Raw genomic sequence first — 12,236 nt, forward strand, 5'->3', positions numbered from 1 at the left:
CATGGCTGTCAAAATATATAATTTGTATGATTTATTGAACCGCAGATAAACGCGGATGAACGCAGATATTCAGGTCAAAATTAGATTACATCATTATTTCTGCTGTGTAATCTAAATTGAAATCCATGATAACCTTTATCTGCGTTAATCAGCGGTTAATATTGAAATGATTCCAGCCGCCCCTCCTCCTGCACTAATACCTGCGCCCGCTCCATATGATCATGGTGCTTGGCTGGCTGAAGATGGGCGGCGACAGTGTGGGAAACAGGAAGAATTGGCATATTTTCATCAACGGGAGGACAGGGAAGAGGCTGACCTTGCAGCATTTCGAGAAGATGATAGACAAGTGTGCCAGGCTGCTGAATATCCAGAGACGTCAGTCCATCAAACCGAGCGGCAGGGAGTATCATCTGATTACGTTAATGGGACTGAGGGAGGCAGGAGAGAGGCACCATGATCCACAGTGGCGGATGATGTGTCTGCGAAGGCTGCGGGTCACAGCAAGGAGATGAAGGCGCGGTATTTTAAGAAGGTAGTATATTAAACCTTTAACAGGAAGAAGATTAAGGTACTAAAAATGATAAAGAACCCAACAATTGAACCAACCCATATATGCCCACTTTGCAGATGGGATATGGATGAAGGTGGTTTCTATATCTGGGATTTCAGCAGAATAAAACCTTTTTGCTCAAAATGTGGAACAAATTTTTGTGGCGGAGATGTTGTCTTCAATTACGATATCGAAAAATATCAATATATTGGCAATGATCCTTTATTCCTGGCAGCCAATATTTTCTGGTCGAAGAGATTTTCATCTGAACAGGAATTTTTTGATCAAATGGCGTCTTATGATATTAGCGAAAAGACTGCAAGTCATGCTTTGAAGGAATTAATCCGCAAGAGGATTGTTGAAAAAAGAGGAGAGGTATTCTATCTACCAGAGGAATTGAGGAATTATGAATGAACGCCAGAAACAGATACAGCTTGCTGTTAAAAAATTTACCTCACTGGTTGGAGATGTTGATGGAGTAATTGAAGTTGCTCTATTTGGCTCAGCGGCTTCAGATAAATCCAATCCTCAGGATTTTGATCTAATGGTTTTTATAGAGGATATTGCATGCATTCCTCAAATATCCAAAAGCGTACGGAAGACGACAAATATATTCCATGCTCATGATGTGTTTATTTTCGATGAGAGGAAAAAATATCTTGGAAGGATATGTCAACGAAGCGTTTGTCCCACAACTTCCGTGGAGTGCTATATCAAAGATTGTGGAAATATCAAATACTTAAAACAGCTTGACCGATTTGTGTTTGATGAGATCAAAGCTTTTAAAAAAAGACCTATTATCGTCTGGCAGAGCCCTGTACATAAAGAAAGTATAAGCCAGCAATGGTTCAATGCATTGGCATCAAAATCGCCACCTTTATAATTCAAAACTCCATGTTAGAGACAATGAAATTGAAAGCTGGCAGGAACGAGCCATGCCCCTGTGGCAGTGGAAAGAAATATAAGAAATGCTGCATGCAAATACAGGAAATTAAAACGAAAGCAGAGCACAGTCTGAGGGAAAAGATACTTGAGTTTTCCAGAGAACCGCTCTTTAATGCTGATTTCGAAGAAGCCAAGAAGATATTTTTGGAAGGTAGAGAGCCTGATGAAGGTGATATGATCATGTTGACCGAGTGGTTCATTCATGATTACAGGCTGAAAGATTCTGGGAAAAGGATCATTGATTTGTTCTATCTTGAAAAAAATACATACATTGCCCCTCTTGAAAAAGAAATACTCGAAGGATGGCAGGATACTGCTCTAAGGGTTTATGAAGTAACAGGGATCGAAAGAGGCATAGGCATTTATATCAGAGATTTCTTTGAAAATAATGAAATATTTGTGAATGATATACGTTCTTCCAGAGGAATGATTAAATGGGACATTGGTGCCATGAGAATAATTAAAACGCTTGGCAAATTTTACCTCTCTGGAGCAGCATGTCTCTTGCCAGCAACTGGCAAGAATGAGATGATCCGGTTTGGCAGGGAAAGTTTCCTTAGATTCAAGATGGAAAAGCCAGAGGCTACATGGCAGCAATTTTTCAAAGAGTACGGCCATACTTTCATTAAATTCGCCCACATAAAAGCGGCACAGCCTCCAAAGATTATAACCCCGGAAGGAGATCCTGTTCTTTTTGCAAAAGCGATCTATAAAGTCAGGGATTATAATAAGGCGGTGAGTGCACTTTATGACATACCTTCCCTTAGAATTCTTGAGTCTGACCAGGATGAAATTCATTTTGGGCTGGTCGCGGAAATAAGAGATCATAATATCAGCGCAGGAGGGGTCATGTTTGAAACTTCTCTTGTTTCTGAGATAGGTGATCCACAGTACAGGTCAATGGGAGATCTGACAATTAATAATAATCAGCTTATATTGGATTGTATTTCCGAAAAAAGGCTTGAACTTGGGAAGGATATGCTTAAAACTCTGGAAGATTTCATTGAATTTCAATCAGAGTCAAACAAACCCCTGGATCCAGGCAGCAGAAAAAATAAGATCGCAAAGAATAAAACCCAACAAAATGAATTAGATGAGCCTGTTCGTGAAGCGCTGAGGAAGAAATTACTGGAAGACCATTACCGAAAATGGGTGGATATGCCCATCTCATCTTTAGGGGGAATGACACCCAGAGAAGCCTCAAAAACACAGGAAGGGAAAGCGAAGCTTAAAGAAGTCCTTAAAATCCTGGAAAACTCTGAAGAACGGAGAAAGAGGTCTGGGGAGCCGAGCTACGATGTAGGCAAACTGCACAAAGTGCTTGGGATTTGAGCTTCTGCTGATATAAGCAATAACTTCAAACTGCCATTTTATCAAGGTTTGCTCTCAAACACCAGTGAGTTTGGTTTTGGAGTGCATACATCATCATACGAGTATGAACTCTTCAACATATGGGTAACTATGCCCTTGTCTGCAATTTTAGCAAGGAATGAGTTAAGCAAACACTCATCCATCTCTACTTCGCACCCTCAGACCGCTGGAATAATCGAAAAGCCCCTGCCAGCCCCCTCACCACAAGGCTGGACTTAGCAGATTGGGATGGGCACCCGGGCTGAGTGAAGACGAGAAGGGGCGGCTGGGTAGGTGACGATGCTGTTCGGGGAGGAGCGAAACTTTAATGAATCAGGATTTTTGAAATGCACTGTCTATGAAATCCTTATGTTGCTTTGACCATACTTTATTTGGTGTGGCTTTTATCCATTCAACATATCTATCAATGAAATCCAATCGTTCCTTGAAATTATCCTCCTTCTCCTTTTTTAATTCTTCGAAATCAATTTTCATCAAAACCTCCCAGGTATCTTTTATTATCTGAAACCTTGAGTTTATTTAAGAATATTTTGAGCAATACAATATTTAAATTATCTTTAAAAAGCTGGAACAGGAACCGGGCATCTTCAATATCCTTTTCGGACCCCAGAAATAACTTGTAAGGAATTTGCAATTCAAGTGGAGATAGATATAATGACTTATCTGCAAGCTTTACATGCGCCCGATTTTCAAGTGAATATCTGTCAAGATCGTTTTTTGCAAATTTGAGTTCAATGTTCGGAATAAAACTTCCTTTTTTGGCTATTCTTATGGCGTGATGATTGTTTAAATAATCGTTATATGCCTTAAAAGATTTACCGGTATTGAGGCATTCGTAGCTTTGCTCGATTTCAGACCAGAATTGTAAGAATTTTTCAAAGGATATATTTTCGATAAAAATGTCCACATCTTCGCTCATCCTGCTTCGCCCAAAAAGAATAGCGACATACCCAGAAATAATTACATATTTGATATTATTCGTTTCCAGATGTTCTGTGAAACTTAATACGAAACTATCCAGTAAGGAAAGCTCCCTGTCGAATATTATTTTATCCTCTTTGAATTCAATTTCCATTTATTCTTCCTGCTTCATTAACCTGCTTTTTATCTTATTCTTTATAACCTTTCAGATCTCTCCCTTAAATGCCTTATCCAGCACCACCGGCATCAGCGCATCCAGTTCGGCGCCGGTCTCCTCTTGAAGACGCCTGAGCGTGTCCATCTTTGCCTAGAGGACGCCAAGGTAGGCGACGATGCGGAGCGGTTCAGCAAGTGCGGTGCAAACGGCGGCTGGGAGTCATTCTCACGCATGCTTGAGAGCAGTGCCGGGAAAGAGCTGGGCAAGGAAGCACTGGAAACCATCAGGGAGATCTTCAAGCCTGCAAAAAAGGATGACTATCCCGATGATGGGGATGAGGAAACCTTTGACGAGTATAAGGCCCTGCCTCCTGCACCTGATCCCGGACCTGGGAAGCCAGGGAAAGATTACACTCCCCTGAAGATCCTGGTCAGGTTCATAGAGAACAACGGCGACCCGTCAGCCTACCTTGAGACCATGCGTGTATCCTATCCAGATCATCCCTTCTGCCAGACCCTGATCACCTGTGAATCAGCCGAACAGTTATTGGAAAAACTCGGCACTTTCCCATTTTCCAGTTATTTTTCAGACACCGACTTTAGGAAAAATCGGTGTAAATCAGTGTTAATCCGCGTCTGAAAAAATAAAAAGACACGGATTTCGCGGATTTACACGGATTTGTAATCGCATCTGCATCTGATATATTCGTTGGAATAACTGGATTTTGGAACTGTGCCGAGAAACTCAGATCCCTTAAGCCAAAGCTGCCTGCCCTTTTTGCAGATACAGGAAAAGCCTGGCTGGATGAGCTGTTTGAGATCATACGAAAATTTGAGAGCGACCATGAACCCGGAATTGAGACTGAAAACAGAGCAGATAATCAGGCAGCATCCCAACGTAATGCGGCTGCTCTTCAGGAACATTAAACAACATCTGCCTTTGGGGGCGAGGAGAAGGTGAAGGATGTATTGGCAGAGAACATTCCAGCCTGGATTTTCAGATTGAACTAGAGCGACCTGAAAGCCTTCGTGGAAGCACTGCAGCAGGATCCCGAGTTCTACCGCTACCTTCCAGCTCAGGGTCCTGGAAAAGATCCTGTACGAGGAATAACATGGCAATTGTATGGAACAATAAGTTGAAGCGGAACCTCCTGGATATCGGATCAGCCCTCAATCCCAGATGGGGCTCTGAGTGCCTGTGTGGATCTGTTCGAGAACATGTTCCTGGATACTGACACAGGATCCGGAGGACAGATCAACAATGGCTGCTCGAAGAAGTGGTTCCAGCGATTTCGCAGGGATCCCAGCGGCATCCATCTGGTGATCGGCAAGCAGCGGGGCGGCAGCCCTGTGCTTCTTCCTGGCCCGGGCCACTGGCAGGCGGCCGATATATGCCATCACTGCAGCAGATGAGGTCCTGCCTGAGGTTGAGGTGATCGAGGATATCCTGCAGGTCCCCAGAGGCGGCGTGCGTGTGATCGATGATGCCCAGCTCTTCTTCAACAGCATGCGTACCGGGGATGACGACTATATGAAGCTCAGGAACCTGGCCAATATCATTGAGAAGAGCAAAATCTGCCTGATCTTCAAGGAACTGGGCTTCTTTGGAGCAGATACCAAAACGGGGCTATATCAGACCGTATGCTGCCGTTGCAGATGCTCGAACGATATGGATGAGCTGGATAATCTATTACACAGCTGCTAAATCAAACACACCATAACATTACGTAGTGAGTACTTCAATAGGGATATTTCCCGTTTTATCGGTAAGAAGGTTCAACTTTTCAAATCCGATGACCTTGTTATCTTTGTCCTTTTTTAAAATTATTTCTTCACCTGTTTCCTCACAGATGAATTCTTTTTCAGCATCATCAAACCACACATCCAGTGTGTTTGATTCCCGGTTGAAAATTACTTTTATTTTATCCATATCTGGACACCTTCTTTTATTCTATCAGTTATATATGATGTTATGATGAATCCTTCATTCTTATTTATTACTACACACATATGGTAGTTCTTACCATGATATTCAACTTCTCTATAGAATAAAAGGACGTTTTCATCCATCCTGCTCTGTCGGATAAAGTCCGGATCTTCTAAAGTATTTATGACATCAGATTCCATTCCTTTAATATGCGGGTGTTTAATGGGAGACCTGGGACGCTCAAAATCCCGTAAAAAATCAAAAAAGAAAAAGAAGGCCCCAAAAAGAGCAAGAAATCGAATTTCAAAATCAAAAGGTGCCACCAGGTCAAAATTGCGCTCAATTGCCAGCCGGAAAACCAAACAGAAAAAAAAGGTAGCTCAGCGGGCTCAGAGTAAACTATTTATTTGGGTGGGGAATTTTATACCGCCATAAGTGGGGATTTCTACACCGCCATTGACACAATCAACCACAACCACCTCCAATGCTGCCTGTATCAAAAAAACAGCATGTTATGGTCAGGAAAAAATATTCACCTGATCTTTCCTCTGGCAAGGGATGCAAATATCCCCACAAAACACAGAACCGAAAAAATTATGAAAGCAACCTTTACACTTTCAACAAAAGGAGAATAATATTCTGGTGTGATCTGGGTCCTGCCTATAAATAGTGCAAATAATAACATAGCAATTCCCATACTCAGCATCTGCCCCACCAGCCGCATCGTACCCATCGTTCCTGAAGCAATTCCATAATATCTTTTTTCCACACTGGTCATGATCGCATTGGTGTTGGGTGATGAAAATAGAGCATAACCAAAGCCAAGTAAGATCAGGTTGAGGATAATGAATGTCAGGGTCGTTTCATTGTTCAGTAAGGAGAAAAGAAACAGCCCTATTGTCATCACCACCATACCCATTGAAGCTACTACTCGCGGCTCGACCCTGTCTGAAAGCTTGCCTGCCATGGGTGAGAGAACAGTCATCACAATAGGCTGTGCCACCAGCACCATACCTGCACTTTGGGGTGGCAGTCCTTTAATATATTGCAGATAAAGACTCAATAGGAACGAGACCGCAAAAGTAGCAGAATATTGGATAAGGGCTGCCAGATTGGAGAAGGTAAAGGTCCTGTTATTGCTGAAAATGTCTATATTCACAACAGGATGCTCCACTTTCTTTTCCCAGTAAATAAACAGCAATATCCCTGCAATACCGAAGAATATCAGCCAGGCACCCAGGATATTGGGCAGAAGGGAAAGACCGTACATTATAGATACCAGTGTAATTCCATAAATGATGGAACCTCTAAGGTCAAAACTTTCTCCTTTTGCATCTGCCCATTCTCCTTTCATTTTCCAGATGGTGAAGAAGATAACTATTATGCCGAGAGGTACATTTACCAGGAAGATACTTCGCCACCCGAAATGCTGTGTAAGGAAGCCGCCTAAAAACGGACCCATAGTAAGTCCCAGATACACTGCTGCCACATTTATTCCGAGAGCCCGTCCCCGCTCTCCAACCGGAAATACTGATGTGACTATGGCAACAGCAGTCCCAAATATCATTGCACTTCCCATTCCCTGCAATATCCTGAATATGATAAGTACAATGACTGATGGTGAAATTGCACAGAGGAAAGAAGAGATTGTGAATATCACTATCCCATATATGAATATTTTTCTCCTTCCATAGATATCTGCTATTCTCCCGAATGGAACCAGGAACACTGCGGCGGCCAGTAAATACGAAGTCGCGATCCAGCTAAGCAATACAGCATCCACAGCAAATTCGATGTCAATGTACTTGAGCGCAATAACCACGGATGAGCCCATGAAAGGAGTAAGGAATGATGCCAGTGTGGCGGCGATGAGTGCGGATGTCTTTATGCTTGCTTCATCTTGCTGTTCGATGAGATCTTCGGATATCATGTTATGCTTCTTCATCCTGCTTTATCCTTGCAGACACAATATTTTAAAGTTCTGGTTCTGTGCACTTGATAGGACAATTTCATTGATATGGACTTTGGTATGGCATACTTTGTTCATTTTTATCTGATGAGAGAATTTGGCTTAATGATGTTTAATGAGCAAGCCCCCTCCCTTCTTCACCTCTCCTGCTGCCCCTCTTGCTTTCATTCTGTCCGGGTGTCCGTCCTGATCTGGTCCCGGCTCTTGTGGTGTGGGGGGTGGCAGACACTTTTCTTAACCCCGTGGTTTTTTGGTGTAAAATAGGATGGATGCTTGGAGGAGAGCCGCTAACGCTTTCCTTGCGAAAAACTGCAGACAAGAGCAGAGTTTTTCTATGTAGAAGAGTTCATCTTTGTATGATAGATGTACGCCCTTGAAAAACAAACTCACTACCATTTTCTTCCAATTTTTTAACGCAAAGTTACAATATATAGAACAATGAACTGACTCCCGTGCATTTTGATTATTGAAAAAACGTCACGAACCCCGTTTTAGAAAAACGTGGCATCCCGGTGAGGGTGCATGAGGGGTGCTAAAGTTCAATCGCTGTTCTGATTAATAAAAAAACAAACAGGGGCACGGAATAATTAAGAATATCGAGTAATGATTTGGCAACCTTCAGCTTATCATATTTGAAGTATCATACCTTATCATGATAATCTCCAATTTATCATCCAATATGATGTCCTGATTAATAAAAGGCAGACGCATAGCCATGCTCCAACCATAAGTGCCTTCAAATGAAATTTGCACTAGCATTAGAAAGATTTATCTGAGGGGTGTTCAGTCTCCACCATGGCTGGAATTCATAGGCATGATTGCTCAGGAATGCTATTCCATCAATGCTGGATTTATTGATAATCTCCTCTCCAGCATCATCAACAGTAAGAAGTTGATGAGAATATAAGATTCTTTTTACAGGAAGCGCTGTTATATTCCTTTCAGGTATGACTTTTAATGCATAGACAATTTCCGTCAAGGGTATATTATCTGGCGGGGATTTTAGCATATGCTCCGTATCAACATTTTTATAGAATTCAAATATACTTCGGTTAAGAGCCAATCCTGAATACATCGACAGGGCCAGGACCAGAAGCAAAGCGCTGGTCGGCAACCTCACAGGCAAGCATGATGAAGAAGGCCAAAGGAGGAACTACCCGCAAAAGAAGAAGGAGAAACGCCAGGAGAAGCCTGGGAGACTATGAGCTGGACGGCATAGACGATTTCGGCATTGATGACTTCAGCCAGGAAGTAATCGAGACATAAAGGAAGAGAAAATATGACTTTCTTTTATCCACTGAGGAATAAAACAGTCCACGAATGGCGCCCGAAGGGCTTCATACGTGTGCAGCCTGCTACTGGCTAGAGTAGTGGGCCCACGGCGATTTGAACGCCGGACCTCACGGTTATCAGCCGTGCGCACCACCTGGCTATGCTATGGGCCCTTAATAAAATTGTTTGCTGCGGGGTGCTCGCAAGGTCTTTTTGATGTTCTACTTTGTATTTTAATGTTTTGATTGACAGCAATCCATGATCATCATTGCTTTCCCTCAATGGCACAGAGAAGAACAGCAGCTGCAATCCCCAATCTCCTGTCAAGGAGATTATTCGTATCAGGAGAAAAATCGAGATTGATCTTCACCACAAATGGATTGAAGTTCTGCTTGAAGGTACATACTGGATTGTGATCGATCTCACCGTAATATTTCTGTGGGATCAGGCTTCCTGTCAGGAAACGCCGAAGAAGTGCCAGCGCAGTGCTGTCCTCCTTAATGAGGCCAATATCCTTATCATTGGCATCCATTATTATCCATTCGTCCTTTAGAATGGACTTGAGCCCCCTTCGCTTGAGGACCCCCACTTTTTCGTTTGTAGTTATGTCCACCACATCATATGCTGACGAAAAGTCCAGGATCTTCCTGGCTTTGATCACCAGGACCTCTTCCTGCATATCTTCACCTGTATAGATGCGTATGTCCTCCTTCAGTTTGAATGCCTTCAACTTTGAATAGAAAACAACGTTCCCTTGGGGGTCATAGATGTGGAAAGCTGCACCGAATAGTCTTAAGATCTTCCTGCGGACCAGATATGTTGAGTGTTCGAATCTATCAGTCATTTTTCACCTCTTATTAAAAAGTTAATACGCCAGGAAGGATCATGGATAATTTGACTCTTGCCATCGAATTCAGTATATGGTTCTATTATATTTATAAATCTATTTGGGCACTTTTTTCACTATGAACGACAACGTGTCAGATTTTCATCAATGAGCAGGTTTGATACATACATATACTGCCAGGCACTCGGTTGGATATTCTGCCTTCTCGATTTGAAATCCGGCTTTACTTAATAATTCTTCCATGATCCAATCAACAGTTGTAAATTCCTCACGTATTGCAATTTCAGTATCCTGGGCAATATCTTCACCTGCTGTCTCTTTGATAGTATCCAGCCAATTATTAAAAAAAGATTCATGGTCTTCGGGTTTAAATGAGTACACTGTGTCCATGAGATAGAATTTTCCACCGTCTATGAGCATTTCGAAAATACGCTGAAGTGCTACCATTTTCCAGAAATCGGGCAAATGGTGCAGAGCCAATTGTGATACCACTGCATCCAGCGGTTTCCCTTCATGTTCATAGGTGAGAAATCCTGCATGGTGGAACTGGATGTTGGTCATCCCCTGCTGTTCAGCCTTCTGTCGTGCGTATCCCAGCATGGTAGGTGAGACATCCAGAGCATGGACCACTGCACAGTGCTTAGCAGCCTCAATAGCAAACTCGCCTGTGCCAGTACCGAATTCTAGAATAGAATGGTCAGGTTTTAGATCCAAATGCTCGATAATATTTTTTATTTCCTGTTTGATATCCCGCAGCTTTTGCATTTGCTGATCATAGGCATCCACATGAACAGAATCAGTATAGTCAGCGCCGACCTGTTGGAGTTCATTGTATTGCCAGGGAGGAGTCATAATGATGATAAAATGAATATTTATAATATTCTAGATAAAGGTTAAATTAATTCAAATATGGAAAATTGAGATTTTATAAATATTATAAGCTATGGAGCTTAGCTTTGTTAGATGAAACTTTGGGGGACGGATATTGATTATTTTCAAACAAAGTTTTTTGACTTTTTTGACTAATATATTGTCTAACTCTTTTATTCGCTAAATCTACATATTCATTTGATATATCATATCCAATGAAGTGTCTTCCATCTTTTATAGCAGCAAGACAGGTAGTCCCACTACCAACAAATGGATCTAAAACGACATCGTCTTCAAATGTATATAATTGAATAAGCCTATGCGGCAATTCTTCAGGAAATGGTGCTGGATGGCCGATACTTTTAGCAGAGACTGCTGGAAATGTCCACACACTTTTTGTCCATTCCATAAAATCTTCTTTTGTAATTGTATTTTTTTTGTCACCTCGTTTTCTTGAAAATGATTCTTTTGAAAAAACTAAAATATATTCATGAATATCTCTCAATACAGGATTTGCTGCTGATAACCAGCTGCCCCAAGCTGTTGATGGACTGGCACTAGAAGCTTTATTCCAAATAATTTCACCTCTCATATAAAAGCCAATATCAAGCATATCTTCAATTATATAACTATGAAGAGGGATGTAAGGTTTTCTTCCAAGATTTGCTACATTTATACAAGCTCTGCCACCTGTAACTAATTTGTTGAATGTTTCTTTAAAAACCGTTTTCAACAACTTTCTGTATTCTTCTAATGATAAATCTTCATCGTATTCTTTTTTAACATTATAAGGTGGTGAAGTAACCATTAAATTGATGCTATAATCTGGAATTTCTTCCATTACCTCACTTGATTTACAGAAGATTCTATCAAGATTCTCAAAAGGAATTGGTTTTTCAATAAATTGAACATTTTCTGGTGGTTTTTTACCGGCATACAATTTGCTGTCATAAAATTTCGAAGAATCGTGATTAATTCTTCCGGATGTTCCGAAAGAACTTGTTTCAGTTCCATTCCGTTTAAATCTTGTATCAATCATTTAATTTTCACTCATTTATAAGTTCCAAGAAGACTTCCCCCTTCTTTTCATAACTTTTTTCTTTATTTGCAACTTCAATAATCCTTCCAAGTTCTTCTTTGCTTTTCATACTAGAAAAGTAATTTCTTTTTTCAGATAATAAAGATGAAATTGAATTTTGTAGTTCATCAAAATTATCAAATCGATTGAAACCTTGTTGATTCGTTTTTTTAATATTTTCACCATTATTATCTAATGGTTCAGGATTTACCGACCAGAACCCTTGAATAATGCCAGCAGACTTTAAATGATCGACTTTATTATAATAACTATTTCCTGACTTTAAAAGATCCTGACAAACAACCCCTCATCCTATCGTTTTCTGTTGCC

Annotated in this window: 17 protein-coding genes and 1 tRNA gene; 8 read left to right on the forward strand and 10 right to left on the reverse strand. The window is 41.2% G+C overall.

The window, feature by feature from the left end:
• Nucleotides 1-215 precede the first annotated feature (215 nt).
• From IBX40_06605 to IBX40_06620, 4 genes are all read left to right on the forward strand, one after another.
• On the forward strand, nucleotides 216-512 hold the full coding sequence (locus IBX40_06605) for a hypothetical protein (protein MBE0523983.1): 297 nt from the start codon (nucleotides 216-218) through the stop codon (nucleotides 510-512).
• A 65-nt stretch (nucleotides 513-577) separates the two neighbouring features.
• Nucleotides 578-964 carry a hypothetical protein gene (locus IBX40_06610; GenBank protein ID MBE0523984.1) on the forward strand — a complete coding sequence of 129 codons (387 nt, stop codon included), beginning with the start codon at nucleotides 578-580 and terminating at the stop codon, nucleotides 962-964.
• On the forward strand, nucleotides 957-1,433 hold the full coding sequence (locus IBX40_06615; GenBank protein MBE0523985.1) for a hypothetical protein: 477 nt from the start codon (nucleotides 957-959) through the stop codon (nucleotides 1,431-1,433). Before IBX40_06610 ends, IBX40_06615 begins: the two co-directional genes overlap by 8 nt.
• A gap of 23 nt (nucleotides 1,434-1,456) precedes the next feature.
• Entirely contained in the window at nucleotides 1,457-2,827 is a 1,371-nt protein-coding gene (locus tag IBX40_06620; GenBank protein MBE0523986.1) for an SEC-C domain-containing protein, read from the forward strand.
• Between the two features lie 351 nt (nucleotides 2,828-3,178).
• Here IBX40_06620 and IBX40_06625 read toward each other — a convergent pair whose 3' ends face one another.
• Together IBX40_06625 and IBX40_06630 are read right to left on the reverse strand one after the other, a co-directional pair.
• A complete protein-coding gene (locus IBX40_06625; protein ID MBE0523987.1) occupies nucleotides 3,179-3,340 on the reverse strand; it encodes a hypothetical protein in 162 nt (53 codons plus the stop codon).
• A complete protein-coding gene (locus IBX40_06630; GenBank protein MBE0523988.1) occupies nucleotides 3,330-3,785 on the reverse strand; it encodes a hypothetical protein in 456 nt (151 codons plus the stop codon). The genes IBX40_06625 and IBX40_06630 overlap by 11 nt, the downstream gene beginning before the upstream one ends.
• A gap of 390 nt (nucleotides 3,786-4,175) precedes the next feature.
• On the opposite strand from IBX40_06630, the gene IBX40_06635 reads away from it, so the two are divergent.
• From IBX40_06635 to IBX40_06645, 3 genes are all read left to right on the forward strand, one after another.
• A complete protein-coding gene (locus IBX40_06635) occupies nucleotides 4,176-4,583 on the forward strand; it encodes a hypothetical protein (GenBank protein MBE0523989.1) in 408 nt (135 codons plus the stop codon).
• 174 nt (nucleotides 4,584-4,757) lie between these two features.
• Nucleotides 4,758-4,904, forward strand: a complete 147-nt coding sequence (locus IBX40_06640; protein MBE0523990.1) for a hypothetical protein — start codon at nucleotides 4,758-4,760, stop codon at nucleotides 4,902-4,904.
• Nucleotides 4,905-5,375: 471 nt separating this feature from the next.
• Nucleotides 5,376-5,648, forward strand: coding sequence for a hypothetical protein (locus IBX40_06645; protein MBE0523991.1), 273 nt, complete (start codon nucleotides 5,376-5,378; stop codon nucleotides 5,646-5,648).
• 18 nt (nucleotides 5,649-5,666) lie between these two features.
• Here the strand turns inward: IBX40_06645 and IBX40_06650 are convergent, their stop codons facing one another.
• From IBX40_06650 to IBX40_06665, 4 genes are all read right to left on the reverse strand, one after another.
• Nucleotides 5,667-5,873 (reverse strand): DUF2283 domain-containing protein, encoded by a 207-nt coding sequence (locus tag IBX40_06650; GenBank protein MBE0523992.1) that lies wholly within the window; start codon nucleotides 5,871-5,873, stop codon nucleotides 5,667-5,669.
• On the reverse strand, nucleotides 5,861-6,079 hold the full coding sequence (locus IBX40_06655; protein MBE0523993.1) for a hypothetical protein: 219 nt from the start codon (nucleotides 6,077-6,079) through the stop codon (nucleotides 5,861-5,863). The genes IBX40_06650 and IBX40_06655 overlap by 13 nt, the downstream gene beginning before the upstream one ends.
• 323 nt (nucleotides 6,080-6,402) lie before the next feature.
• A complete protein-coding gene (locus IBX40_06660) occupies nucleotides 6,403-7,800 on the reverse strand; it encodes an MFS transporter (protein ID MBE0523994.1) in 1,398 nt (465 codons plus the stop codon).
• Between the two features lie 775 nt (nucleotides 7,801-8,575).
• The gene (locus tag IBX40_06665) at nucleotides 8,576-8,914 is read right to left on the reverse strand and encodes a hypothetical protein (GenBank protein MBE0523995.1); all 339 of its coding nucleotides are present in this window, start codon (nucleotides 8,912-8,914) and stop codon (nucleotides 8,576-8,578) included.
• A gap of 53 nt (nucleotides 8,915-8,967) precedes the next feature.
• Between IBX40_06665 and IBX40_06670 the strand changes: the two genes are divergently transcribed.
• Nucleotides 8,968-9,105 carry a hypothetical protein gene (locus IBX40_06670; GenBank protein MBE0523996.1) on the forward strand — a complete coding sequence of 46 codons (138 nt, stop codon included), beginning with the start codon at nucleotides 8,968-8,970 and terminating at the stop codon, nucleotides 9,103-9,105.
• Nucleotides 9,106-9,210: 105 nt separating this feature from the next.
• On the opposite strand, the gene IBX40_06675 is transcribed toward IBX40_06670, so the two are convergent.
• From IBX40_06675 to IBX40_06690, 4 genes are all read right to left on the reverse strand, one after another.
• Nucleotides 9,211-9,284: transfer RNA gene (locus tag IBX40_06675), tRNA-Ile, on the reverse strand.
• Between the two features lie 92 nt (nucleotides 9,285-9,376).
• Complete coding sequence (locus IBX40_06680) at nucleotides 9,377-9,955, reverse strand: hypothetical protein (GenBank protein ID MBE0523997.1); 579 nt, start codon at nucleotides 9,953-9,955, stop codon at nucleotides 9,377-9,379.
• 147 nt (nucleotides 9,956-10,102) lie between these two features.
• Nucleotides 10,103-10,810, reverse strand: coding sequence for a class I SAM-dependent methyltransferase (locus tag IBX40_06685; protein MBE0523998.1), 708 nt, complete (start codon nucleotides 10,808-10,810; stop codon nucleotides 10,103-10,105).
• Between the two features lie 82 nt (nucleotides 10,811-10,892).
• Complete coding sequence (locus IBX40_06690) at nucleotides 10,893-11,867, reverse strand: site-specific DNA-methyltransferase (protein MBE0523999.1); 975 nt, start codon at nucleotides 11,865-11,867, stop codon at nucleotides 10,893-10,895.
• Between the last annotated feature and the right edge of the window lie 369 nt (nucleotides 11,868-12,236).

This window comes from Methanosarcinales archaeon (genome assembly GCA_014859725.1).
Taxonomy (GTDB): Archaea; Halobacteriota; Methanosarcinia; order Methanosarcinales; family Methanocomedenaceae; genus Kmv04.